This is a genomic window from Pantoea sp. DY-17, assembly GCF_019795975.1.
In the GTDB taxonomy this organism is placed as follows: Bacteria; Pseudomonadota; Gammaproteobacteria; order Enterobacterales; family Enterobacteriaceae; genus Pantoea; species Pantoea leporis.
In genome coordinates this window covers 502562-525783 of sequence record NZ_JAIMIG010000002.1, presented here as the reverse complement: position 1 = coordinate 525783, position 23222 = coordinate 502562, and the positions used below count along the sequence as shown (strand labels likewise).

At 53.5% G+C, this 23222-nt stretch carries 25 protein-coding genes; 13 read left to right on the top strand and 12 right to left on the bottom strand.

Translation table 11 applies throughout. The features are described 5' to 3' along the window. The first annotated feature begins 200 nt into the window (after positions 1-200). A complete protein-coding gene (locus K5Y33_RS12770) occupies positions 201-1223 on the top strand; it encodes an LLM class flavin-dependent oxidoreductase (RefSeq protein WP_222234153.1) in 1023 nt (340 codons plus the stop codon). A gap of 98 nt (positions 1224-1321) precedes the next feature. Here K5Y33_RS12770 and K5Y33_RS12765 read toward each other — a convergent pair whose 3' ends face one another. From K5Y33_RS12765 to K5Y33_RS12740, 6 genes are all read right to left on the bottom strand, one after another. Beyond that, positions 1322-2593 carry an alanine racemase gene (locus K5Y33_RS12765; RefSeq protein WP_222234152.1) on the bottom strand — a complete coding sequence of 424 codons (1272 nt, stop codon included), beginning with the start codon at positions 2591-2593 and terminating at the stop codon, positions 1322-1324. Between the two features lie 11 nt (positions 2594-2604). After that, on the bottom strand, positions 2605-3342 hold the full coding sequence (locus K5Y33_RS12760; RefSeq protein WP_222234151.1) for an amino acid ABC transporter ATP-binding protein: 738 nt from the start codon (positions 3340-3342) through the stop codon (positions 2605-2607). Then, the gene (locus K5Y33_RS12755; RefSeq protein ID WP_154156654.1) at positions 3339-3983 is read right to left on the bottom strand and encodes an amino acid ABC transporter permease; all 645 of its coding nucleotides are present in this window, start codon (positions 3981-3983) and stop codon (positions 3339-3341) included. The genes K5Y33_RS12760 and K5Y33_RS12755 overlap by 4 nt, the downstream gene beginning before the upstream one ends. After that, positions 3980-4717, bottom strand: a complete 738-nt coding sequence (locus K5Y33_RS12750; RefSeq protein WP_101761202.1) for an amino acid ABC transporter permease — start codon at positions 4715-4717, stop codon at positions 3980-3982. The genes K5Y33_RS12755 and K5Y33_RS12750 overlap by 4 nt, the downstream gene beginning before the upstream one ends. A 50-nt stretch (positions 4718-4767) precedes the next feature. Then, positions 4768-5604: a transporter substrate-binding domain-containing protein gene (locus K5Y33_RS12745; protein WP_222234150.1), complete on the bottom strand. Its 837-nt coding sequence runs from the start codon at positions 5602-5604 to the stop codon at positions 4768-4770. A 142-nt stretch (positions 5605-5746) separates the two neighbouring features. Further along, complete coding sequence (locus K5Y33_RS12740) at positions 5747-6139, bottom strand: RidA family protein (RefSeq protein ID WP_008109150.1); 393 nt, start codon at positions 6137-6139, stop codon at positions 5747-5749. Positions 6140-6530: 391 nt separating this feature from the next. On the opposite strand from K5Y33_RS12740, the gene K5Y33_RS12735 reads away from it, so the two are divergent. The 3 genes from K5Y33_RS12735 (at position 6531) to zigA (ending at position 9892) form a co-directional block, all read left to right on the top strand. Beyond that, on the top strand, positions 6531-7283 hold the full coding sequence (locus tag K5Y33_RS12735; RefSeq protein ID WP_176973282.1) for an IclR family transcriptional regulator: 753 nt from the start codon (positions 6531-6533) through the stop codon (positions 7281-7283). 116 nt (positions 7284-7399) lie between these two features. Then, entirely contained in the window at positions 7400-8506 is a 1107-nt protein-coding gene (locus tag K5Y33_RS12730; RefSeq protein WP_222234149.1) for an ABC transporter substrate-binding protein, read from the top strand. A 165-nt stretch (positions 8507-8671) separates the two neighbouring features. Beyond that, positions 8672-9892 (top strand): zinc metallochaperone GTPase ZigA, encoded by a 1221-nt coding sequence (zigA, locus tag K5Y33_RS12725; protein ID WP_222234148.1) that lies wholly within the window; start codon positions 8672-8674, stop codon positions 9890-9892. A gap of 28 nt (positions 9893-9920) precedes the next feature. Here zigA and K5Y33_RS12720 read toward each other — a convergent pair whose 3' ends face one another. Beyond that, the gene (locus K5Y33_RS12720) at positions 9921-10595 is read right to left on the bottom strand and encodes an O-methyltransferase (RefSeq protein WP_222234147.1); all 675 of its coding nucleotides are present in this window, start codon (positions 10593-10595) and stop codon (positions 9921-9923) included. Positions 10596-10685: 90 nt separating this feature from the next. Between K5Y33_RS12720 and K5Y33_RS12715 the strand changes: the two genes are divergently transcribed. The 4 genes from K5Y33_RS12715 (at position 10686) to K5Y33_RS12700 (ending at position 12944) form a co-directional block, all read left to right on the top strand. After that, the gene (locus tag K5Y33_RS12715) at positions 10686-11324 is read left to right on the top strand and encodes a TetR family transcriptional regulator (RefSeq protein WP_222234146.1); all 639 of its coding nucleotides are present in this window, start codon (positions 10686-10688) and stop codon (positions 11322-11324) included. Between the two features lie 122 nt (positions 11325-11446). After that, the gene (locus tag K5Y33_RS12710) at positions 11447-12268 is read left to right on the top strand and encodes a Cof-type HAD-IIB family hydrolase (protein ID WP_222234145.1); all 822 of its coding nucleotides are present in this window, start codon (positions 11447-11449) and stop codon (positions 12266-12268) included. A gap of 104 nt (positions 12269-12372) precedes the next feature. After that, entirely contained in the window at positions 12373-12645 is a 273-nt protein-coding gene (locus tag K5Y33_RS12705; protein WP_222234144.1) for a type II toxin-antitoxin system Phd/YefM family antitoxin, read from the top strand. 8 nt (positions 12646-12653) lie between these two features. After that, positions 12654-12944 (top strand): type II toxin-antitoxin system RelE/ParE family toxin, encoded by a 291-nt coding sequence (locus K5Y33_RS12700; protein ID WP_110867087.1) that lies wholly within the window; start codon positions 12654-12656, stop codon positions 12942-12944. 37 nt (positions 12945-12981) lie between these two features. Here the strand turns inward: K5Y33_RS12700 and K5Y33_RS12695 are convergent, their stop codons facing one another. Beyond that, positions 12982-13872, bottom strand: coding sequence for an SDR family oxidoreductase (locus K5Y33_RS12695; RefSeq protein WP_222234143.1), 891 nt, complete (start codon positions 13870-13872; stop codon positions 12982-12984). Positions 13873-13975: 103 nt separating this feature from the next. Here K5Y33_RS12695 and K5Y33_RS12690 point away from each other — a divergent pair, with 103 nt between their 5' ends. Beyond that, complete coding sequence (locus K5Y33_RS12690; protein WP_192235306.1) at positions 13976-14800, top strand: helix-turn-helix transcriptional regulator; 825 nt, start codon at positions 13976-13978, stop codon at positions 14798-14800. On the opposite strand, the gene K5Y33_RS12685 is transcribed toward K5Y33_RS12690, so the two are convergent. Then, positions 14742-15173: a helix-turn-helix domain-containing protein gene (locus tag K5Y33_RS12685; protein ID WP_192414610.1), complete on the bottom strand. Its 432-nt coding sequence runs from the start codon at positions 15171-15173 to the stop codon at positions 14742-14744. The genes K5Y33_RS12690 and K5Y33_RS12685 overlap by 59 nt on opposite strands. Positions 15174-15284: 111 nt before the next feature. On the opposite strand from K5Y33_RS12685, the gene K5Y33_RS12680 reads away from it, so the two are divergent. The 3 genes from K5Y33_RS12680 to K5Y33_RS12670 all read left to right on the top strand — a co-directional run bounded on the left by K5Y33_RS12680 (position 15285) and on the right by K5Y33_RS12670 (position 19849). Beyond that, positions 15285-16334: an NAD(P)-dependent alcohol dehydrogenase gene (locus tag K5Y33_RS12680; protein WP_110867091.1), complete on the top strand. Its 1050-nt coding sequence runs from the start codon at positions 15285-15287 to the stop codon at positions 16332-16334. Positions 16335-16764: 430 nt separating this feature from the next. Further along, a complete protein-coding gene (locus tag K5Y33_RS12675; RefSeq protein WP_222234142.1) occupies positions 16765-18600 on the top strand; it encodes a methyl-accepting chemotaxis protein in 1836 nt (611 codons plus the stop codon). A gap of 172 nt (positions 18601-18772) precedes the next feature. Continuing rightward, positions 18773-19849 (top strand): diguanylate cyclase, encoded by a 1077-nt coding sequence (locus K5Y33_RS12670; RefSeq protein WP_101761219.1) that lies wholly within the window; start codon positions 18773-18775, stop codon positions 19847-19849. Between the two features lies 1 nt (position 19850). On the opposite strand, the gene K5Y33_RS12665 is transcribed toward K5Y33_RS12670, so the two are convergent. Then, entirely contained in the window at positions 19851-20312 is a 462-nt protein-coding gene (locus K5Y33_RS12665) for an OsmC family protein (RefSeq protein ID WP_101761220.1), read from the bottom strand. Between the two features lie 176 nt (positions 20313-20488). Between K5Y33_RS12665 and K5Y33_RS12660 the strand changes: the two genes are divergently transcribed. After that, positions 20489-21037 (top strand): GNAT family N-acetyltransferase, encoded by a 549-nt coding sequence (locus tag K5Y33_RS12660; protein ID WP_222234141.1) that lies wholly within the window; start codon positions 20489-20491, stop codon positions 21035-21037. Here the strand turns inward: K5Y33_RS12660 and K5Y33_RS12655 are convergent. Together K5Y33_RS12655 and K5Y33_RS12650 are read right to left on the bottom strand one after the other, a co-directional pair. Continuing rightward, entirely contained in the window at positions 21018-22097 is a 1080-nt protein-coding gene (locus K5Y33_RS12655) for a mechanosensitive ion channel family protein (RefSeq protein ID WP_110867095.1), read from the bottom strand. The genes K5Y33_RS12660 and K5Y33_RS12655 overlap by 20 nt on opposite strands. 251 nt (positions 22098-22348) lie before the next feature. Then, a complete protein-coding gene (locus K5Y33_RS12650) occupies positions 22349-23218 on the bottom strand; it encodes an ATP-grasp fold amidoligase family protein (RefSeq protein ID WP_101761223.1) in 870 nt (289 codons plus the stop codon). Between the last annotated feature and the right edge of the window lie 4 nt (positions 23219-23222).

Here is a 23222-nt window from a genome sequence, read left to right as displayed (position 1 = left end):
AAGCCGAACCTGTAAACAGTGATTAGGCTTTTGACGATGATTGATCACCGTGATGAACACAAAGAATCTCTTTTTCTTAGTTATGCAAAAAAGTTGATGAAGCGCGCGAAATCTATTGGCTATCAGTCACCTCGTCTGTGGCGTAACCTTGCTGCATTGAAAACGTTCGAGCCGGCGCGGCTCACGAGGAGAATTTCAGCATGAAAAAGATTGGCTTCTTATCTTTTGGTCACTGGACCCCATCATCACAATCCGCCACCCGTTCGGCGCAGGACGTACTGCTGCAATCGATTGATTTAGCCGTCGCCGCCGAAGAGTTGGGTGCCGATGGCGCTTACTTCCGCGTGCACCACTTTGCGCGTCAGTTAAGCTCGCCGTTTCCGCTGCTGGCGGCGGTCGGTGCGCGCACCAAAAAGATTGAAATTGGTACCGGCGTGATCGACATGCGCTACGAAAACCCGCTGTATATGGCGGAAGATGCCGGTGCGGCGGATCTGATTTCTAGCGGTCGTCTGCAGCTCGGTCTGAGCCGTGGCTCGCCGGAGCAGGTTATCGAAGGCTATCGCTACTTTGGCTTTGATCCGCAAAACGGTGAAAGCGATGCCGATATGGGCCGTCGCCATACCGAGGAACTGTTGGAAGTGCTGCGCGGTGAAGGTTTTGCTAAACCCAATCCGCAGCCGATGTTCCCCAATCCACCGGGCTTGTTACGTCTTGAGCCGTTCTCGGCCGGTTTGCGTGAGCGTATCTGGTGGGGATCGGGTTCCAACGCGACATCTATCTGGGCGGCGCAGCAGGGCATGAACCTGCAAAGCTCCACCCTGAAAGATGATGAAACTGGCGAGCCGTTCCACGTGCAGCAGGCGAAGCAGATTCGTGCTTATCGTCAGGCATGGGAAGCGGCGGGCCATCAGCGTACGCCGCGTGTTTCGGTGAGCCGCAGCATTTTTGCGCTGACCAACGACACCGACCGCGCCTACTTTGGTCGCAGTGGACAGGATCGGGATTCGGTGGGTTTCCTCGACGAGAAAACCCGCGCCATCTTTGGTCGCAGTTATGCCGCCGAGCCGGATCAGTTGATCAAACAGCTGGCGCAGGACGAAGGGATTGCCGAAGCGGATACGCTGTTGCTGACCATCCCGAATCAGTTAGGCGTGGATTACTGTGCGCACGTGATTGAGAGCATTTTGACCCACGTTGCACCGGAGTTGGGTTGGCGTTGATATAATAAATTGCGTCGCTACAACAGATGCACCATTCCGTAGCGGCGCGATTTATCGCGCAATAAATTGCCCCGCTACGATCACCGATTAATTACCCATCAAAACGCTGTTTCCAGTGAATCTGTGACGCAATAATCATCATCCACCAGCGGCAGATAGCGCCATTTATCAAAGGCGGTACAAGGATGCGAAATACCGCAGCCGACCCAATCGCCCACCTGCAGCGGCTCATCCTCCGGCAATAACAGATAAGCATGCTGATCGTTCACATCACTGATACGCAAATGCGTCGCCGCGCGTGGTGCGCTGCCATCGGCGTTGCGGATCCACAGCGGATTTGGCAGATCCTGATCGAACGGGACATCGCGGCGGCCAAAATCGATGAATGCCAGGCCTGGCTCCGGACGCGACAATACGCGGCCCCAAATCTCCAGCGCGGCAGCAAAATGATGCGTTGCGCCCGGCTGAGCAAAGGGCGCGATGCGTGCATAGAGTCCGCTGTCGTGCGCCATATAGGCGCCGGACCGGATCAGCGGCGTCATCGGCAGCGGCAGTTTCGCCGCGGTGAAGCACGCTGTCACCACATCAAACCAGGCGCCGCCACCGGCGCTGAGGATGATGTGGTCGCTGGTAAACAGCTGCTTTTCCGCCAGCAATTCAGCGGTAGCGATCATCATCTGGCAGTAATCCTTCACACGCTGAATGCCGCTTTCATCGCGGCCTGCACCGAGCGCGCCTTCATAACCGGCGACCCCCACCAGCTTGAGCGCCGGGCAGGCGGCGATCGCTTCGGCAATCACCACCGCATCTTGCTGAGAACGACAACCGGTGCGGCCGCCGCTGACAGACATCTCCAGCAGCACCGAAATCCGGCTATCGCCGAGGTTCTGCGCCAACAGCTTCACGCCTTGCAGCGAATCGACGTAGCACAGGAAGCCATGATCGGGATGCTGCTGCTGCCACTGCGCAATCCAGCGAATACCCGCCGGATCGACCAACTCGTTGGCGAGAAACACATTGCGGATACCGAACTGACGCAGCGCGCGCACCTGCGCGGGCGTGGCGGCACCCAAACCCCAGGCGCCGCCTGCGCTAATCGCGCGGCGCAGAACGGCAGGCGACATCGTGGTTTTCCCGTGCGCGGCCAGCATCACGCCGTTTTCGCGGCAGAAGTCTGCCAGCTGGCGCAGATTGTTCTCCAGCGCCGACTGTTTCATGATCATCAGCGGCGAAAACACCTGATCGCTGCTCAGCACCGCCGTGCCGAGAGCTAGCGGCGACTCGCCGGCTCCGGCAACCGATTTAAAACGTGGCGCGGTTTGCTGCGCATCCAGTAATCCATCCGCCTGCAGCGGAAAGCGAATCGACATAGATCCTCCTGTTAGTGCTCAAGTACGCGCGATAAAAACTGCTGCGTGCGCGGGTTCTGTGGATTGACGAAAATCTGCTCGGGCGAACCTTGTTCGGCAATCACGCCCTGATCCATAAACACCACGCGGTCAGCGGTTTTGCGCGCGAAGCCCATTTCGTGTGTCACCACCACCATCGTCATGCCTTCACGCGCCAGGCTGCGCATCACTTCCATGACTTCGCCTACCAGTTCTGGGTCCAGCGCCGAGGTAGCTTCATCGAAGAACATGATTTTCGGTTCTACCGCCAGCGCACGGGCAATCGCCACGCGCTGCTGCTGACCACCGGAAAGCTGCGCCGGATAGTGATGCGCGCGCTCGGCCAGTCCGACGCGCGTCAGCACCGCCATGCCGCGTTTATTGGCTTCGGCTTCCGACAGCTTTTGCGCTTTGATCAGCGCCAGCGTGACGTTGCCGAGCGCGGTTTTGTGCGGGAACAGGTTGAACTGCTGGAACACCATGCCAACGTGACCGCAGATTTCGCTGGCGCGCTTGCGTTGGTGCAGCGGCACGTCGTTGACCCACACTTCACCGCCGTCGGCCACTTCCAGCCCGCTCATGATGCGCAGCACGGTACTTTTGCCAGAGCCGGATGCGCCAATCAGCACCAGCACTTCGCCCGGTGAAACATCCAGGCTGATCTCTTTCAGCACCTGGGTTGCGCCAAACGATTTGGTTATCCGGCTTAAGGTAATCGCGGATTTGCTCATGAGATTTGGCTCCTGGTTTGATGATGTTGAACCCAACGGGAAAGCGGGAAGCAGACGGCGAAGTAGAGCAGGGCGACCAGACCGTAAACCACCACCGGCTGACCGATGCGATCGACAATCGCCTGGCCCTGATGCATCAGTTCGGACATGCCGATCATGCTGACGATCGAGGTGTCTTTGATCAGGGAAAGATACTGGCCCGCCAGCGGCGGCAGCACGATGCCGCGCGTTTGCGGCAGGATCACGCTCATAAAGGTCTGACGCTTCGACAGGCCCAAAATCCATGACACTTCCCACTGGCCTTTCGGCACCGCTTCGATGCCGGCGCGGAACACTTCCGCGATATACGCACCCTGATAGATGCTCAGGCCAAGAATACCGGCGGCAAACAGGTTGATGTCATAGCCGAAATAGGCGACGCCGAAGTAGATGAACATCAGCGTGATCAGTACCGGCGTGCCGCGAAACAGCTCGGTGTAGATCACCGCAATCTGCTTCAGAACGGGCAAGCGGCTGGTGCGCAACACCGCCGCCAGCAAGCCCAGCAGCGTGCTGCCAATGATCGCGGCCACCGACAGCAGCAGCGTGATACCGAGCCCTTTTAGCAGAATCGGTAACGAACTAATGATTAACTCGTTCATAGCGCGTTCTCCCGTTTCACTGGATTAGTCAGCCATTTTCTTGCCCACCACCAGGCGGACTTTTTTACCGGGGTCACCAGCGGCGGGTGGAACATGCGCCGTCCTGCCATCGTTCCCAGCCAGGAGAACAGGTTGCTCAGCACCAGATAGACCAGGGCAACGACGCTAAATGTCTGGATATACAGCAGCGTGCGCGCATTAATCACTGTGGCGGTGCCGGTCAGTTCAGGCAGCGCAATCGCTGACAGCAAAGAGGTGCCGAGCAGCAGCTGAATCAGGTTGTTGATAATGGCGGGCCACACCGCGCGCGCAGCCTGCGGCAGCACCACGGTGAGAAACACCTGACGACGGGGAATGCCCAGCACCCATGCGGCTTCAAGCTGGCCTTTCGGCACCGATTGAATGCCTGCGCGGAAGGTTTCGGACAGGTAGGCACCGACGTTAATCCCCAGCGCCAGCACGCCAGCGGTAAAGGCGCTCATGGTGATGCCGAGCGACGGCAGACCAAAAAAGATGATGAAGATCTGCAGCAGCACCGGCGTGTTGCGGATGAACTCAACGTAGCAGTGACTGATCCAGCGCAGCGGGGCCAGCGGCGACGCTTTCGCCAGCGCCGAGAGCAAACCGAGCGCCACCGCCAGCGCAAACGCCAGCAATGTCACTTGCAAGGTAAGCCACGCGGCGGCAAGAAAAGTGTCGGCGTAGCGCCACAGGGTTAGCCATTGATAACTCATGGTTCTGCTCCTTCGGGCGGCGCAGCAGCAGTTGCCGCGCCGCGTGGGGATCAATATTGCGGATTCAGCGGATAACGCGGTTTGTTGCCGAACCATTTCTGATACAGCTGGGCGTTTTCACCGGAGGCGTTAATTTCAAACAGGAATTCGTTGAGGTAGTTGGTCCAGACCTGATCCCCCTGTTTCACGCCAAAGGCGTTGTATTCCAGCGGCACCAGCGCTTCATTGGTCACGGTTAACGTCGGGTCGAGCTTGGCCTGATAGGCGAGGAAGTTGTTATCCTCGATCATCGCATCAGCCTGGCCCTGTTTCACCGCGAGGATGGCAGCCTGCGATGAGTCGTACTCCTGAATCTTCACGTCAATGCCCAGGTTGCGCACTTCGTCACCGTTGGTCGAGCCTTTCACCGTGGCGATGGTTTTGCCGCCCATATCGTGTGCGGACTGGATGCCGCTGTTCTTGCGCACCAGCATTGCTTCACTCGCCACCACATACGGGTTGGTGAAGCCGATCTCTTTGGCGCGTTCCAGATTGCGGGTGAAGTTGCAGAACACCACATCCACTTTATTGGTTTGCAGATTAGGAATGCGGTTGGCGCTGGTGGTGTTGACCATTTCCAGTTTCACGCCCATCTCTTTGGCCAGCGCTTTGGCGAGATCAACATCGTAGCCGTCCGGGTTACCGTCTTTATCGTAAAAACCGAACGGGGCGAAACTCAGGCAGTCACCGACGCGCAGCGTGCCACGTTGCAATACGGTTTGCAGCGCTGACTGCGGCGCAGCGCCCGCTTCTTTTTTCTCTTCGGTTGGCGTACAGCCCGCCAGCGTCAGTAATACCAGCGCGCCGGCTAGCGCGTGGAGGCTCACTTTTAGCGATGTTGTCTTCATTGTTATGCTCTCTTTAGAAATTTTGACGAGACGGTGTAATACCGTTATTTCACAGCAAAATAGAAAGGCATCAATTAATAACAGGCTGTCCTGGTGTGGGCGGAGAAAGTAAAAGTTCGCCAGCCTGTTTTAACCGTAATGTTTATTTACGATCGGCGCGGAAGCATTTCATATCGACTTCGACTTTGCAGTCGACGACTAAATCCTGCACGCTACAAATACGCGCCGGGGGATTTCCGCTAAATATCTCACTAAATACTTTATTAAATGAACTGAAATAACGCGCATCAGTTAATACCGCCGTGACATGCACCACATCCTCGACGCGATAACCGGCTTCGCGCATGATGGTGAGACAGTTTTCGAACGCCAGCTGCGTCTGTTCGATGATGCCACCTTCCACCACTTCGCCGTCGCGCATCGGTGTTTGGCCAGAGATGTAGAGCCAGCCATCGGCTTCAACCGCGCGGGCAAACGGCAGTTTCTGCCCGCCGGTACCGGTTCCGCCTTCTACGCCATAACGTTTAATCGTCATCCCTTTCTGCTCCTGTTGCAGCGAAAATCTGCTTACTGTCTTGTCTGATATACCAGACTGCTATCTGCAATACTGGATAGGGCAAGATTTGCACAGGAATTTTTCTTTTGCAATATGTGCACAGCGATTTAATTTTTTGTGATGTCGTCGGGATCGCAAAATAAAATTAACTTTTGTCTGTGTTTATATTGGAGTGTGATCTTTATCGTAGTTTTATAAATGTTGAGTGAGCGTATTGCGCCATAATGAGGCACCAAAATTGATCGTGCTAATTAATGGCAGGTAATTAATATTTATTTAATCCGGGATGGGTAAAAGCCGATGCGCGGTGTATCATGCCCTTCTTTCATTGCCTTTACCTTTTGTACCCAAGCCACCAAGGAGTGAGTTTATGCCGGACGAAAAACCCTCGCGGGCGCGCGGCGTTGACCGGGTTATTGATATCTTTCGGCAGTTGCACAGCGCACGTCAGCCGATGTCGATGCGCGCGTTGATCGACGCCACCGGCGCACCCCGTTCCAGCATCTATGAATTAGTCAGCCTGCTAAGTGAAGCTGGTTTGGTGGAGCTGGATGCCGAAGGCGCAGTGTTCTTTGGCCGTGAGATGCACTATTACGGTGCGGATTATATGGCGCATAACGATCTGATCCGTCGGGCGCATCAACTCATGGTGGAGATTGTGGCGCGCCACGGTGAAACCGTGCAGCTCTGCATGCTGGAGGGCAACAAATACACCGTGGTGCTCTCTGAGAGCAATGCGCATCCGTTCAAAATCACTTCGGATATCGGCGTGCGTGTGCCGATTACCTGGACCGCGACCGGGCGTTTGCTGCTGAGTAACTGGTCGGACAGCGCGATTCTGGATTTGATCCCGGAGGAGGATTATCGCCTCGCCAGCGGCCAGATCCTCGATAAGCAGGCGTTTCTTGATGAAATTCATCACGCTGGAAAACTCGGTTACTGCATGACCGAAGGCTTGTCGGAAAGCTTTACCTGCTGCATGGCGGCGCCGATCCGTTCGCGCAGCGGTCAGGCGGTGGCGGCAATCTGTTTTATGGTCAGCCGCGATACGCCGCAGGAGCGTCGCCAGATGCTGCTGCAGGAACTGATCACTTCCGGACAAAAACTCTCTGATTTCACCTAACAGCATCCGCATAAAACTCTGTTACAACTGATTGAAGTGGCGTTTATTCTCGCCACTTAAGGTTGTGTTAAGGTAATTGATAATAATAACTATTCTTTTTACCACGGAGTTTTGGCATGAAAACGCGCCTGCTTTTGGCAATGGGATTACTGGCTTCAACGGCGGCGGCTGCCTCCACGTATCCGCTGACCGTCACCGATATGGACGGCAACACGCAAACCATCAACAAAGAGCCGCAGCACATCATATTGCAGGATGGGCGCGACATTCTGACGCTGGCGCTGCTGGATCGCGAGGATCCGTTTAAGCGCGTGGTGGCGTGGAACAATCTGCCGAAAAAGCAGGACACGCAAACCTGGGATGTACTTAAAGGGCGCTGGCCGCAAGCGACGAAAATCGTCGATATGGGCTTTGACGATCAGGGCCAGGTTAATCTCGAAAGCGTGCTGGCGCAGAAACCCGATTTGATGATTGCGCAACTGCGCGCCAAACCGGCGTTACAGCAATCGGGCGTGCTCGGCACCTTGCAGAATCTGCATATTCCGGTGGTGTTCCTGGATTATGAACTGCATCCCGCGCAGAACACCGCGCCGAGCGTGACGCTGCTTGGTAAGGTGCTGAACCGCGAAAGCCAGGCCAGGGCTTATACCGATTTCTATCAGCAGAAATTCGCGCGCATCACCCAAGGCGTGGCGCAAGTAAAAGAGAAGCCAACGGTATTTATCGAGCCGATAGCCGGGAATAGCGACAACTGCTGCTTTACGCACAGCCACAATGGCTGGGGCGGATTGGTGGAAGCGGTGGGCGGCAAAAATATCGGCTCTGAACTGCTGCCGGGCAATGCCGGATTTGTGGCGCTGGAAAAAATCATCGCCATGAAACCGGATGTCTACATCATGACCGGATCGAAACGTCCAAACGCCAATGTGTTGCCGTTTGGTTATGGCGTGCAGCCGGAAGAAGTGAAAGCCACCTTCCAGACGCTGCTAAAGCGCACCGGCCTGGCGCAGATCGAGCCGGTGAAACAGGGCCGCGTGTATGGCGTGTACCACCACTTCTATAATCATCCGTACAACATCATCGGCATGGAAATTCTGGCGAAAGATCTCTATCCGCAACAGTTTGCCGATCTAAAACCGAACGCGGATTTCCGCACCATCGTTAAAAACTTCACCACGTTGCCGGATAACGCCATCGATTTGAGTTATCCCGACAACCAGTAATCGCAGGTTTTCCCCGTTCGTCGTAAGGTCGCCATTCATGGCGACCAATCCCATCGCTCAACATTCCTCAATGACAACGTTAATTGTTATGTTATAACATATCAAAAAACACCATTGCGCGTATGCCTATACGTCTTGTGAACCTTGTCACTCAGAGGAGTTGCTATGTCAGCATTAACCCAAAATCAGGATGGTTTCAAAAAACTTCCCGTCACCGTGCTTTCCGGCTTTCTTGGCGCAGGTAAAACCACGCTGCTAAATCATATTCTCAATAACCGCGAAGGGCGTCGTGTGGCGGTGATCGTCAATGATATGTCGGAAGTGAATATTGATGCCGCGCTGGTGCGCGAGGGCGGGGCAGAGCTGTCGCGCACCGACGAAAAGCTGGTGGAAATGAGTAACGGCTGCATCTGCTGCACATTGCGTGAAGATTTGCTGCTGGAGGTCAATCGTCTGGCGAAAGATGGCCGCTTCGATAATTTGGTGATCGAATCGACCGGCATTTCTGAACCGTTGCCGGTGGCGGAGACTTTCACCTTCGCCGATGAAGAGGGGCAAAGTCTGTCTGAAGTTGCCTCGCTCGACACCATGGTGACGGTGGTCGATGGCTTTAACTTTCTGCGTGACTATGAATCGAATGAGAGCATTCAGTCGCGCGGAGAATCATTGGGCGCTGAGGATGAGCGCACGGTGGTGGATTTATTGGTCGATCAAATCGAGTTCTGCGATGTACTGATCCTTAATAAAACCGACCTGATTAACGAGACGGAAAAAGCGCGGCTGATGGCAATCCTGACGTCACTCAACCCGCGCGCCAACATTATCACCTCTGAATTCGGCAAAGTGGGATTGGATCAGGTGCTCAACACCGGTTTGTTTGATTTTGATGCCGCCGCGCAGGCGCCGGGCTGGCTGCAGGAGTTGCGTGGAGAACACACGCCCGAGACCGAAGAGTACGGCATTCGTAACTTCGTGTTCCGCGCGCGTCGTCCATTCCATCCGATGCGTTTTGCTCACTTGATTGAAAATGAGATGCACGGCGTGGTGCGTTCCAAAGGCTACTTCTGGCTTGCCAGCCGTCCGCGTCATGCCGGTTCATGGGCGCAGGCAGGCGGCGTATCGCGTCAGGGTTTAGCCGGCATGTGGTGGGCCAGCGTGCCAAAAGATCGCTGGCCGGAAGATGCGGAAAACCTTGGCTACATCTTAGAGAACTGGGTTGACGGCAGCGGCGACGCGCGACAGGAACTGGTGTTTATCGGCATAGAAATGGATGAAAACGCGCTGCTTAGCAAACTGGAACAGGCGCTGTTAACCGATGAGGAAATGGCGCTCGGACCCGATAACTGGGTGGAATTCCCCGACCCGTTCCAGCCATGGTTTAACTGATTAGTCAGGTCGCCATTCCTGGCGACCTTCATAATGACTCATTCCCAACCCACATCGACACCTCAACCCCATCGTTAAACGGCAGCGACATAAAACCACGATTACTGTGCACCAGCTCCAGATACTCCGGGCTGAAGTCGGCATCGTCGGCAACAATCAGCGCGCCGGGACGCAAAAACGGCTGCACCAACGTTACAATCTCCGGGTAAATCGCTTTTGCACCGTCCAGCACCAGCATATCGATGGTGGCCGGTAGATCGCGGCTCAATGTCTGCAACGCATCGCCCACGCGCACCTCAATCAAATCGCTGACGCCGGCATCGGCGAAATGGTTACGAGCTAACGCCACTTTCCCCGGTTCAAACTCGCAGGTGATGATGTTACCGCCGCCGTTATCGCGCAGCGCCGCCGCCAGATGCAGCGTGGAAATGCCGAATGAGGTGCCAAATTCAACGATGGTTTGGGCATTGCTGCTGCGCGCCAGCATATACAGCAACTTGCCGGTTTCACGCGATACCGCTAACGGCACCTCTTTTAGATGTCCATAAAGTTCCAGGTAATCGGTTTTGCTGTGTAGCAGGCGATGTTGCTCGGCGTCAGTCATGGTTCTGAAGGCATTATTGGTTGGATGCGCCATATTATCGGCCAGCTCAAACAGGTAATTCAGCAGCGGCGCCAGTGGCGCAGAGGTTAAGGTATTCATGTTGTTCTCCGTGCAGACAAATGGATTTTGCTGTGCCAACAGAATACGATGAATCATTCGCATTTCACTATTCGTGTTCAGGAGATGATAGTGACTGAGCCACGTAACATTAAGATTTCAGAGAGAAAAAGACCCAGGCAGGCGCGTTCCAGCGAGCTGGTTTCCGCCATTTTGCAGGCGGCTACTCAGGTTTTGGCGCTGGAAGGCGCCGCGCGTTTCACCACGGCGCGGGTGGCGGAACGCGCGGGCGTCAGTATTGGATCGCTGTATCAATATTTCCCCAATAAGGCAGCTATTCTTTTCAGGTTGCAAAGCGAAGAGTGGCTACGCACTAGCGATTTGTTAGGTGCGATTCTGCGCAATACCGCCAACACGCCGCGTCAACGACTGCACGATCTCACACTGGCGTTTTTGCATTCGGAATGTGAAGAGGCGGCGATGCGCACCGCGCTGAATGACGCCGCACCTTTGTATCGTGATGCGCCGGAAGTGCAGGAAGCGCGCGCGGCGGGTCAAAACGTCATCAGTGATTTTCTGCGTGAAGTATTACCGCACTCAGAGGAAAGTGAACGATCGCGCGCCGCAGATTTATTGAACAGTACGCTGGGCAATGTTGGGAAACATTTTTCCGAATCGCCGCGCACGCCAGCTGAGATTCAGGCTTACGCGCAAGAGATGGCGGCGATGTTTTGTGCCTGGATCAGGGAAAAAGGCGCCGATATACAGTAAAAGATGGGCTGGAAATCTCTGAAAGCGGTTAACAAACTCATTATTCACATTCTCAATAATCCACACCGCGAGTAAGCTTAACAAAACCTTTATAGAGCCGAATGAGCAAACGGGAGAGCAAAATGGCAGTGAAGATGATTGCGGTGGATATGGATGGCACTTTTCTCGATGACAACAAACAATACAACGCGCAGCGCTTTGCGCGTCAGTATGCGTTGCTGAAAGAGAAGGGCATTCGTTTCGTGGTCGCCAGCGGCAATCAGTATTATCAGTTGCTGCGCTACTTTCCTGATATCAAAGACGAGATCGCTTTTGTTGCGGAAAACGGCGCCTGGGTTTCTGACAGCAATGAAGAGATCTTCTGCGGCGAACTGGCGCAGGAGCGCGTGCATCAAATCCTCGATATTCTCGCTAAAGAGCCGGACATCAGCACCGTGGTCTGTGGCCGCAACGGCGCGTACGTGCACACCTCAATGTCCGACGAAGTGATTGCCATGCTGGCGAATCACTATCATCGTCTGGAAAAGCGCGACAATCTCTACAATATCGACGACACCATCTTTAAGTTCTCGCTGAATCTGGCGCACGAAGGCGTTGATGCCTTGATGGAACGTCTGCACGCTGAGTTGGGCGCGATTGAAAACATCATGCATCCGGTTTCCAGCGGTTTTGGGTTTGTGGATTTGATCATTCCTGGCTGCCACAAAGCGCACGGAATCGCGCTGCTTCAGGAAAAATGGGGCATTGATGATTGTGAAGTGGTGGCGATAGGCGACAGCGCCAATGACATCGAAATGCTGCGTCAGGCGTGCTACAGCTTCTCAATGGCGAACGCCGCCGCGCCAGTCAGCGCCGTGTCGCGTTACAGAACCGAAAGCAACAATGACGAAGGCGCGCTTAACGTGATCGCACGCATTTTGGCGCGCGAAGTGCCGTTTGGCTGATGTTTTGGAGGTGTCGACAATGGTCAAAGTTGTGATTGTAATAGAGCATCGCGAGAACTAATATAGGTACGAATCGGTACGATTTGACCAAAATAGGTGGGATTATGTATAGCTTTACAGCCAGCGAAGCCAAAATCCAGTTTGGCGAAGTTCTCAACAAAGCGACACGCGAGCCTGTCGGCATTACCAAAAATGGCAATCCAAAATTTGTCATTATGTCAGTGGACGATTACAACGCGCTGGAAGCACATAAGCTGGAGAATCTTCGCAATATGCTTACCGAGTCTATTGCTGCTTCCGAGCAAGGCGATGTTTACACTATGGAAGATGTTTTTAGTCCACTGACTGCTGAAGAAATCAAATCTGCCGGGGAGTAAACCCAGGGATGACCGTCATTTTTACCGGACCAGCAAGAAAGCAGGTCAGAGACATCAATGCACATTCGCATAAAACGTATGGGCCAATGACAGCGCAAATCTATGTTCAGGGTATGCAGAACACCTTGAGTCATTTAGATAAAAATCCGGGCACAGGCCGTAAACGTGACGAACTTGGCCCGAATATTTTGAGTTTCCCTAGCGGCTCCCACATGATTTTCTATCGTCTGGTGCCCGGTGGAATTGAAGTGCTCGCTGTTATTCATCAGCGTGATGATGTGGGTAAATATTTCTCTTAGCGTTTTAAGTCAATGATCTTGAGAACTCATCACGGGTTCACTCACTGAAATATCCCGCCTCGCGCATATCCTGCAATAACCCCGGCCCGCTCGGCTGCCAGTTAAACGTCTGACGCGTCCACGCGCTGGATGACGGATTATCGGTAGAGGCGAAAAATGCCATCCAGCCTAACCACGCTTTTGCTTCTTCCAGCGTCAGGCTTTTCACCGGCAGTGATAATCCGGTGCCGATGGTTTCGGCAATCTGTCGGAATGGCACCCCTTCTTCCTGCACTGCATGCAGAATCGCGCCCGGCTCAGCTTTTTCAGCCGCGAGGCAAAACAGTTCAGCGGCATCATCGCGATGCACCGCGGGCCAGCGATTCTCACCCTCGCCGACATACACCGCTGCGCCTTTTTCCTTCGCCATATTGATGATCATCGGAATAAATCCGTGATCGCCTGCGCCATGTACGGTTGGCGGTAAACGCACCAGCGCCACGCGCACACCGCTGTCGGCCAGCGCCAGCGCGGCGACGTTGGAGTTGGAACGTGGATGCGCGCCCGCTGCTGGTTGAATCTGTTCGGTTGCGAGACGTCCCGGCGACACCAGCGCGGTGCCGGTGGTGACAATCAGCGGGCGATCTGAACCTGCCAATACGTCACCCATCGCAAGAATCGCGCGTTGGTCGACTTCGGCGGCATGATCCATGCGGCTGAAATCATGAATATATCCTGCGTGGATCACGCCATCGCTCTGTTCGACCGCCTTACGCAGGCCGTCGAGATCTTGCAGATCGCCGCGAATCACCTGCACACCTTGCTGCTGCAGTTTTTCTGCGGAAGCCTCGCTGCGCGCCAGACCTTGCACCTGATAACCGCGTGCCTGCAGTTTTTTCACAATGGCGGAACCGATAAAGCCGCTCGCCCCGGTCACAAAAATTCGCATATTGGTGCTCCACTTTTTCAAAGTTGAAGCACTATCATAAAAGTCTGCAACGCGACGAAAAGTCGTGAGCTTATACAGGTATACGCACTAACAGGATAAAGGCATGACTCCCCAAGATGACAACCTGCTCGGCAACTATCTGCGTGAACGTCGCCAGCGGCTGGATGCGGCGAAACTTGGTTACACTCTACTTCGTCGCCGCACGCCGGGCCTGCGCCGGGAAGAAGTGGCGGTGCGCGCGTGTGTCAGCACTACCTGGTATACGTGGCTGGAGCAGGGCAGAGGCGGCGCGCCATCGGAAGAAGTATTGGAACGCTTAGCCCGCGCATTAGAGCTGAGCGCCGCCGAGCGCGATCATCTGTTTTTGCTGGCGCAAAATCGTCTGCCTGGCGTGACATGGCAGGCGGGCGTTGATGTTTCGCCATCGCTGCAGCGCGTGCTCGACAGCATGGAGAACACGCCAGCGCTGGTCAAAACCGCAGAGTGGCAAGTGGTGGCGTGGAACCGTGCGGCAACCAAAGTGTTTGTCGATTACGCTGAACTGCCGCCTGCCCAGCGCAATATCCTGCTGATGATGTTTCGCAACGAGGAGATGAAAAAGCGTCTGCCGGACTGGCATAAAGTGACACGCGGCATGGTGGCCAACTTCCGCGCAGATGTGGCGCGCACCGGCGCCAGCGAGCATGTGCGCGCGCTGGTGGAGGAGCTGTGCGAGATGAGCGACACCTTCCGCCAGCTGTGGCAATCACAGGAAGTGAGTCAGCATGGCGAAGGTATTAAACAGCTGTGGCTGCCGGACGAAGGCGTGCTCGAGCTGGAATACAGCACCTTTGCGGTTGAAGGTAAACCGGGTTTAAGCCTGGTGGTGTTTAATCCGCGTCAGCAGCACGATCGGGAATGTGTGGCGCGGCTGATGGCGCGTCCGTAGCAGCGCGAAAGTGGGCTTCCATCTCATCCAGCGCCGCCTGATTCTCCAGCCCCCATTGATACATCTGCTCGATCGGTGCGGCGAACGTCATGCCGAGCGGTGTTAGGCGATAATCGACTTTCGGCGGCACCACATCATAAACGTGACGCGCAATCAGCCCGCGCTGCTCCAGCTCTTTCAACGTCTGAAACAGCATCTTCTTCGAAATTCCCTGCAGACTGCGCTGGAGCTCGCCGGTGCGCGCGCGATGGTTAGGCCAATGATAGAGCGCATGCAGAACCATGCTGCTCCATTTCACCGAAAACAGATCCATTAACCGTCGCGGCGGCGAATCCGCATAAAAAAACAGTTTACCGTCTACCATCGCGGGCATAGTTCTCGTCTCCTGAATGGTTACCAAAAGGTAACTACTATCAATTTTGCACCATGTTCACTATAGTCTGCCGCCTTCAGCTAGCCAAAGCCAACTCATTTCGGAGGCCCTTTGAAAATCAATGCATTAGTCGCGCACGACGCGGCCCAACCGCTCTCTTCAGGCCAGATTGCATTGCGACCGCTGCAACAGCAGGATGTCAAAATTGAAATTCTGTATTGCGGTGTGTGCCATTCGGATCTGCACATGGCCCGTAACGAATGGGCGGTCAGCCGCTATCCGCTGGTGCCGGGACATGAAATTGTCGGACGCGTTGTTGAAACCGGCGCGGACGTAACGAATTTCAAAGCCGGTGATGTAGTTGGCGTCGGCGTAATGGTCGATTCCTGCCGCGAATGCCATTTCTGTCAGCAGCAAGAAGAGCAATATTGTGAAGCCGGCTTTGTGGCGACCTATAACGGCATCGACAAATACACCGGCGACAGCACGTGGGGCGGCTATGCGCAGAATGTGGTGGTCGATCAGCACTTTGTGGTGTCCGTACCGCAAACCTTGCCACTGGCTGGCGTTGCACCGCTGCTGTGTGCGGGCGTTACCGTATGGTCGCCGCTGCGTCACTTTAACGTAAAAGCCGGCGATAAAGTCGGCGTAGTCGGTTTGGGCGGATTAGGGCATATGGCAGTTAAGCTGGCGAGCGCAATGGGCGCGGAAGTCACGCTTTTCACCACTTCACCCGGCAAAGGTGAAGATGCGCTGCGCTTGGGTGCGACGCGCGTGGTGGTTTCACGTGACGCCGGGCAGATGGCCGCCGCGCAAACTTCACTGGATTTCATCGTAGACTGCGTCTCGGCTCCGCACGATCTCGATCCTTACCTTGCCACGCTGAAAACCAACGGTCGCCTGGTGCTGGTGGGTATCCCGGAGCAACCGCACCAGTCTCCAAATGTGACGCCGATGGTAAATCGTCGTTTGAGCATTAGCGGCTCATCGATTGGCAGCATTCAGGAAACTCAGGAGATGCTGGATTTCTGCGGCAAACATAATATTACTGCCGATATTGAAGTGATTGCCGGTCAAGAGATCGAAACAGCCTTCGCGCGCATGTTGAAGGGCGATGTGAAATATCGTTTCGTTATCGATATGCAAGCGACACGCTGGTAAAACCATTAACGCCTGCGCTTTTCCGCAGGCGAGTTCATCCTGAAATCGCCATCTTCGCCGAGACACAAGCTGCTGATAGCATTGAATTTTAAAGCAAGCCAGACCAATAATTTCGACAAACGTAGATTTTAGCTCATATAGTTACAACATACTTTAATGTGAAATGCTAACCAATAGAGCAAACTTTTGCTGACGAGCTGGTTTGGGTTAGTCAGGAAAAAAAGTAAAGTCGTGGGTGATGGGGTTACCACTCCGTTTAGGTTTCAGCCAGTTAGCGCAACAAGTTTGCCCCTAAATTTTGCGCACTGCTCTCAATAGCGCGTCACATCCTGCAATCACTTTTTGCACCATCCCGAATAAACATTTCCCGCAACGCTCCGATAACTCCCTTACAAACCATACAAAAATAATTAACGCAGGAGCAGGGAAGATGGGGCTGGTATCCCGATTACGTAATGTGCGCATCACGCGTAAGCTGTCGGCAGGATTCGGCATCGTGCTGTTGTTAGTGGCGCTGGCAACCGGATTAAGCGTGCAGCGCTTTAACGCCATTCATGACATCTATCAGAAAACTAACCTAATTTATGACATCAACATTGAAGTGTTCCAGGCCAAAATTAACCGCCTCAAATATCTGTATGGCGATGACAAATCCGGCCAGGTGATGGCGAATTACGTCACGCATGCGCAGCAACTCACCAGCGATGCGAAGCAACTTTCATGGTCGGAAGGTGCCAGAGCGCGGGTGGATGAACTGGGAACGCACCTCGCCAGTTTCCAGAACAGCATTGGCGCGATGACGCAAGCCACGCAGCAACTCAATAGCCTGCGCTCGCAACTTGACGCTTTAAGCCGGCAAGACATGACTTCGCGCTACACCCAACTGATTCGCACACCGGTTACTAATCCTGAACTTACCAATCAAATTTACCAGCAGCTGTTCGCTATCAGCAATGTGCGCGAAGAAGCCTGGGCGTTGCGTTTTAACGTCAGCGATGCGCTGCGTAAAACGCTGGAGAATCATTTCCAGCAGGCGGATCATGGCATGAAAGCGCTGCTGGCACAGTTGCCGCCGGAACAGCAGGGCGAATTCACCGCACTGTGGCAGGACACTGAGAAATTCAAAAGCCTGAGTCTGCAAGCGGCGGATGCCTATGGCCAGCTGCGTGCGGCGGAAGACACCGTCAAAGTGGCGGGCGACAAGAGCAGTGCAGCGATCAAACAGATCATTACCATCGTCAAAGCGCGTAACGATGAACTGGCCAACGGCTCGGCGGCGATTTCGCTGCTGATTGGTGGTCTGGCGATTTTGTTCGGCGTGCTGGTGGCGTGGTACATCATTCGTCAGATCACGCGTCCGGTATTCCATAACCTCGAACTGGCGGAGCGCATCGCCAATGGCGATCTCAGCTCGCAGTTTGCCACCGATCGGCATGATGAGTTCGGCAAGCTGACTTCGGCGATGGGACGCATGAACGAACGGCTGCGCAGCATGATCGGCGATGTGCTGAGCAGCGTTAGCAGTGTATCGCAGGCGGCCAGCGCCATTAATCAAGGCAACCTCGATTTGTCTTCACGCACCGAACAACAAGCGGCGGCGGTGGTGGAAACCGCTGCCAGCATGGAGCAACTCACCGCCACGGTGAAAAACAACGCCGCCAATGCGCGACAGGCGAGTCAGATTGCGGCGGAAGCCTCGTACAACGCCAATAAAGGCGGCATCGCGGTGCGTGATGTGGTGAACACCATGGGCGAAATCTCTGACAGCTCGAAGAAGATTGCCGATATCACCGCCGTGATTAACAGCATCGCGTTCCAGACCAACATCCTCGCACTGAACGCGGCGGTAGAAGCCGCGCGTGCCGGCGAGCAGGGACGCGGTTTTGCCGTGGTCGCCAGCGAAGTGCGCAATCTGGCACAGCGCAGCGCCGGGGCGGCGAAAGACATCGAACAGTTGATCAATGAATCGGTCGGACGCATCAGCAATGGCCATCAGCAGGTGGCGCGCGCCGGTGAAACCATGGATCAGATTCTCGGCAGCATTGCGCGTGTGAATCAAATTATGGAAGAGATTTCCGCGGCGTCGGATGAACAGAGCCGCGGAATCGAGCAAATTGCCCGCGCGGTCGGCGAGCTGGATACCACCACGCAGCAGAACGCCACGCTGGTGAGCGCCTCTTCGCACTCGGCGAACTCCCTGGAAGAGCAGGCGCTGATGCTGGAGCGATTGGTGTCGCAGTTCCGCCTGCAAGGTGCTGCACGTTAGAAAAACAGCGTGGAAGTAGCTCCAGATTTACTTCCACGGTCTTTCTTTGGGTCAGCTTGCAATACTTTTTTTCGGCCGCAGAAATGCAAGGTAAATATTCTTAAAATAAAGCGACCTGCCGCCGATATTTCCCGTTAAACTGCAATTCTTGTCGTCCTGATACTTTCCTTGCATGAACTACTACTCACCTGACGATAGCCATTTGAAGCGGCGCTCCCAACGCTTCGTCCGCCGCATGTTTATCATGCGTCAGCTCGGCACGATGTTATGTTTTTTCCCGATTCTCTCAGTACTGATGGAGCGGGATCGTGGCCTGGCGTTTAGCGCCCTGTTATTTGTGAATGCGTTTCTCTGGCCGTGGCTGGCTTATCAGCGCGCGCTGCGGGCTGAAGATTCCACCGCCACCGAGCGGCACAACTTAACCCTTGATGCCGCCTTTGGTGGCATTTGGGTAGCGCTGATGGCGCTGAGTCCGCTGCCTTCCTTTGTCATCATGGCGGTGTTGGCCTCGGACCGCTATGCAGCGGGCGGTGCTGCCCAGTTGATTGCAGCGATGCAGGCATTTCTCTGCGCCTTTGTGCTGGTATGGCTGGTGGATGGCGCAGGCGTTGATTTGGCGTTCAGCACGCGAACTGTCTGGCTGAGCCTGCCGCTGGCAACCTGTTACATGCTGGTACTCAGCGTCACCTCGTACAATCTCACCTGGCAACTGCGCAAACGCAACCGCGAGCTGGAGCGCATTGCGCTGATGGATCCCGGTCTGGGGATTCCCAATCGTCGCTTGTTTGAACGTCGGCTGGAGAGCGAATTTCTCAGCACGCGTCGTGGCGACAGCGCTGGCTATTTACTGCTTATAGACCTCGATTATTTCAAATCGGTAAACGATACGTGGGGACACGAGGCGGGGGATTTCCTGCTGGCGGAAATTTCATCGCTGCTGCGGAATCATGTGGGATTGCAGGATATTCCGGCGCGTTTTGGCGGCGATGAGCTAGGCGTGATTGTGCATCATGCCAGCGACGAATCGGTGGTGGCGCTGGCCCAACGTTTGCAGGAAAAGATTGCGCAGGTGCGTTTACCGGCATCGGCGGAGTTTCGTTGTTCGGTGAGTATAGGTATTGCATCGGCAGCGCATGCAGAATCCATACGTCACTGGTTGCGGCATGCCGATGAAGCGCTGTATGAGGTGAAACGCGCCGGACGCAATGGCGTGCGCTTGTGGCAACCGTCGCTGGCCGGCGCGGCCTGAATTACACGAACTCGGGTTCGCAGTTCACTGGGAAGTTAAGCGAGTTAGCAATAAAGCAGGCTTCGTGGGCCTGATGATGCAGCTCACGCGCGCGGTCCGCATCCGCCGGATCGCGCAGCGCAATGCGCGGTTTCAACGTGATGTTGGTAAACCGACCGCGCGTGCCCTCAATCATTGTCCCTTCTGCTGCATCTTCATAAGCTTCCACCACAATTCCGGCGTCAGAACATAAATGTAGATACCACAATTTGTGGCATGCCGAGGCCGAAGCCAGCAATAACTCTTCCGGATTCCAGCGCGTCGCATCCCCGCGAAACGCTGGATCGGCGCTTAGCGCTATCGTCTCTTTGCCAGCGGCAATCAGCTCCGCGTTACGATCGTAAGCAGTATAAGATGCGGTGCCGTTGCCGCGGTTGCCGGTCCAGCGCACCGTGACCTGATAATAGTGTTCTTTTGCTGCCATTACTGATGCTCCTTTTAAAATGAACATGACATCAGCAGACTATCAGGAATTGCCGCTACAACGCCTGCGATCGGTGAAATCGATTTTCATGAAAGGATAGGGGCCGTGTAATTTGTTTATAGCGAAGGCTGTTAGGTAAACTCAAGGAATCGGATAACGTTAAGGGAAAATTTACCATGTTAGAGACAAACCGCCTGATCCTCCGACAATGGCAGCAAACAGACTTACAACCCTTTGCCGAACTCAATGCCGATCCCGAAGTGATGAAGTATTTCCCGAAAACGCTGAGTCGTCAGGAAAGCGACAACGTCGTTGCAAGATTTAAGTCGATGATTGGTGCAAACCAGGGTTGGGGTTTTTGGGCCGTTGAGATGAAAGCCACCGGCGAATTTGTCGGCAGCGTGGGTTTAGCACAGCAGCCAGATCGCTTCGATTTTTCTCCCTGCACGGAAATTGGTTGGCGTATTAATAAAAAGTTCTGGGGGCAGGGAATCGCCAAAGAGGCCGCCCAGGCATCGTTGGCTTACGCGTTTAATGTTTTACATCTTCCCGAGGTCGTTTCGTTCACCAGCACTCATAACACGCCATCTGAGAAGCTGATGCAGCGATTGGGGATGCAGAAACGCACTACCTTTCTCCATCCCGCGTTACCTGGCGATCACGCGCTAGCTGAGCATGTGCTGTATAAGATTTTCCACAACAACTTTATTGACTCGCCTCTCTAAACCCGGCATCAGTCAATGTCGCCCGCACATGAGGAAGACTCTGCGGATAATTTTGCTGAATAAACTCAATCATCTTTTCCCGCACGTAACAGCGTAAATCAAAGGCGGTGGGGGAATTCTGCGCCGTCATTAATAATCTGATGGTCATGGTTTTGTCAGTGGTATCCGTAACCTGAAGCACCTGAGTTTGTTGATCCCAGAGTTTAGTTTCACTGAGGACTTTTTCAAAATGCTTACGCAGAGGATCTAATGGCATCGAATAATCAAGGTAAAGAAAAACAGAGCCTAATATTTGGGCGTTATTGCGCGTCCAGTTTTGGAAAGCATTTTCGGTAAAGTAGGTGATGGGCAAAACTAAACGACGCAGATCCCAAATACGCACCACAACATAAGTCAGGTTGATCTCTTCAATCCAGCCCCATTCATTTTCCACCACCACAGCATCATCAATTTTTATCGGTTGGGTAAAGGCGATCTGAATCCCGGCGAACAGGTTAACCAGCGATTTCTGCAGGGCAAAGCCAATGATTATACCGGCAACGCCGGCACCGGCGAGAATGGTCGTGCCGAATTTTCGCACGCCAGGGAAACTGAGCAAAATTAGCGAAAGACACAATGTCACCAGTACGACAATCGCGACTTTTTTCACATACATTATCTGCGTGCGAATTTTTCGCGCACGAAGGTTATTCGAAAGATTGATGTCATAGCGAATAAATAGCATATCCTGCGCCACATTAATCAATCGAATAAGTACCGAACAAAAGGATAAAATAATGAATATATTAACGGTGGTGGTAATAAAGCTCAGAGATCCTGGCTGGATATTAACATAATTAAGTCCAGCACTAATTAACAGTAAAGGGATAAACAGAAACAGCGACCCGCGCAGATGCTTTTCCAGTGACTTGAACAGTTTTCTGTCACGTTTTTGCCAGTAGCGAATAAATCTAAGGAGAATAAATCGCGCCAGAAATCCTATTGCGAGTGAGAGAGTGACAAGCATAACAGCAGGCACCCATGTTGGAGCACCAGATAACTCATCAAATAATAATGGCATTACTTTCCCTTTTATTAAGCCAACAACCGTGGTTGTCAGATAAGTCAAAAAATTCAGTAACCATTCTGATATCGGTTATCTGCAGATTATTTATTCATACTTATCAGTATAGACGCTGTAGCAGTCAGGGGATGGGTGGCGTATGCATCGGTCGCCACAAATGGCGACCCTTAGGCAGTTTGGCGAGGTTTTTGTAGGGTGCGCATTGATGCGCACCTGTTACGAAAGGAGGTAAATCAATCACTTTGAAACTACAACTTTAGCTGGCTGCCTAAAATAGCATCGGCTTCCTGCAGTGTCACATCGAGTCCCGCAGAGGGCGTAAATGTCAATTCGCCAAAAATAACCTTACCGTTGAGAAGGTAGAAGTCAGCACGAACAAATTTAAAATCAGCGGCCAGTTTAACCGCATACTCTTTCATGTTATTGAAACCTTCCGGCATTTTTGGATAGCTGTTGGTATTGATTAATTCAACAGTATCTTCAAAGGGAAGCGGATGCCAGTTCATATCAAAATAGTAGAATTTAGGTGTACCTTTCTCTCGCTCCATGCACACCATTACCGCATAAGGTTTTCCATTGAAACAGTAGAATTTATAATCCTCTGGGAATCCACCACGTTCATTCTCAATGTATTTTTCGCATAAGATTTTACGGTCAATTTTCTTATACTGCGGCTCAATGAAATGGGAGGAGAAATCCTGCTTCAACCACTTACTGAGTTGCTTGTTGGTTTTTTCAATGTCCAGTGATGCTTTGCTATCACAGATTATGTTGTAACCTGCGCCATGGTTACACTTAAGTGCGAATTTATTGGGTAATGCGCGGTAGTCAATATCCATTGGGTCATCATACACGCCGTAGAGTTCATTCAGGATTTCACCACACCCTTTCGCTATCACATACTCCCGAACCTTATACTTGTCCGCGCACAAGGTATAAATATCGCCATTTAACTCATTGAATTTGAGCCACTGAATTTTTTCATTGAAATTTATTGGATTGGTTAAGTTCAGCTTTTTCTTGAACTTAATATAGTAATGTGTTTTAGCGCAAAATTCTGGGTACATATATGCGCTGATTTTTAACGCTGATTTGACTGTGTGTTTTATCATTTTCATTAAA

Excerpts from the sequence above, each read along its gene's own strand:
- K5Y33_RS12770 (WP_222234153.1), top strand. The coding sequence starts at position 201 with ATGAAAAAGATTGGCTTCTTATCTTTTGGTCACTGGACCCCATCATCA.
- K5Y33_RS12765 (WP_222234152.1), bottom strand. The coding sequence starts at position 2,593 with ATGTCGATTCGCTTTCCGCTGCAGGCGGATGGATTACTGGATGCGCAG.
- K5Y33_RS12760 (WP_222234151.1), bottom strand. The coding sequence starts at position 3,342 with ATGAGCAAATCCGCGATTACCTTAAGCCGGATAACCAAATCGTTTGGC.
- K5Y33_RS12755 (WP_154156654.1), bottom strand. The coding sequence starts at position 3,983 with ATGAACGAGTTAATCATTAGTTCGTTACCGATTCTGCTAAAAGGGCTC.
- K5Y33_RS12750 (WP_101761202.1), bottom strand. The coding sequence starts at position 4,717 with ATGAGTTATCAATGGCTAACCCTGTGGCGCTACGCCGACACTTTTCTT.
- K5Y33_RS12745 (WP_222234150.1), bottom strand. The coding sequence starts at position 5,604 with ATGAAGACAACATCGCTAAAAGTGAGCCTCCACGCGCTAGCCGGCGCG.
- K5Y33_RS12740 (WP_008109150.1), bottom strand. The coding sequence starts at position 6,139 with ATGACGATTAAACGTTATGGCGTAGAAGGCGGAACCGGTACCGGCGGG.
- K5Y33_RS12735 (WP_176973282.1), top strand. The coding sequence starts at position 6,531 with ATGCCGGACGAAAAACCCTCGCGGGCGCGCGGCGTTGACCGGGTTATT.
- K5Y33_RS12730 (WP_222234149.1), top strand. The coding sequence starts at position 7,400 with ATGAAAACGCGCCTGCTTTTGGCAATGGGATTACTGGCTTCAACGGCG.
- zigA (WP_222234148.1), top strand. The coding sequence starts at position 8,672 with ATGTCAGCATTAACCCAAAATCAGGATGGTTTCAAAAAACTTCCCGTC.
- K5Y33_RS12720 (WP_222234147.1), bottom strand. The coding sequence starts at position 10,595 with ATGAATACCTTAACCTCTGCGCCACTGGCGCCGCTGCTGAATTACCTG.
- K5Y33_RS12710 (WP_222234145.1), top strand. The coding sequence starts at position 11,447 with ATGGCAGTGAAGATGATTGCGGTGGATATGGATGGCACTTTTCTCGAT.
- K5Y33_RS12705 (WP_222234144.1), top strand. The coding sequence starts at position 12,373 with ATGTATAGCTTTACAGCCAGCGAAGCCAAAATCCAGTTTGGCGAAGTT.
- K5Y33_RS12700 (WP_110867087.1), top strand. The coding sequence starts at position 12,654 with ATGACCGTCATTTTTACCGGACCAGCAAGAAAGCAGGTCAGAGACATC.
- K5Y33_RS12695 (WP_222234143.1), bottom strand. The coding sequence starts at position 13,872 with ATGCGAATTTTTGTGACCGGGGCGAGCGGCTTTATCGGTTCCGCCATT.
- K5Y33_RS12690 (WP_192235306.1), top strand. The coding sequence starts at position 13,976 with ATGACTCCCCAAGATGACAACCTGCTCGGCAACTATCTGCGTGAACGT.
- K5Y33_RS12685 (WP_192414610.1), bottom strand. The coding sequence starts at position 15,173 with ATGCCCGCGATGGTAGACGGTAAACTGTTTTTTTATGCGGATTCGCCG.
- K5Y33_RS12675 (WP_222234142.1), top strand. The coding sequence starts at position 16,765 with ATGGGGCTGGTATCCCGATTACGTAATGTGCGCATCACGCGTAAGCTG.
- K5Y33_RS12670 (WP_101761219.1), top strand. The coding sequence starts at position 18,773 with ATGAACTACTACTCACCTGACGATAGCCATTTGAAGCGGCGCTCCCAA.
- K5Y33_RS12665 (WP_101761220.1), bottom strand. The coding sequence starts at position 20,312 with ATGGCAGCAAAAGAACACTATTATCAGGTCACGGTGCGCTGGACCGGC.
- K5Y33_RS12660 (WP_222234141.1), top strand. The coding sequence starts at position 20,489 with ATGTTAGAGACAAACCGCCTGATCCTCCGACAATGGCAGCAAACAGAC.
- K5Y33_RS12655 (WP_110867095.1), bottom strand. The coding sequence starts at position 22,097 with ATGCCATTATTATTTGATGAGTTATCTGGTGCTCCAACATGGGTGCCT.
- K5Y33_RS12650 (WP_101761223.1), bottom strand. The coding sequence starts at position 23,218 with ATGAAAATGATAAAACACACAGTCAAATCAGCGTTAAAAATCAGCGCA.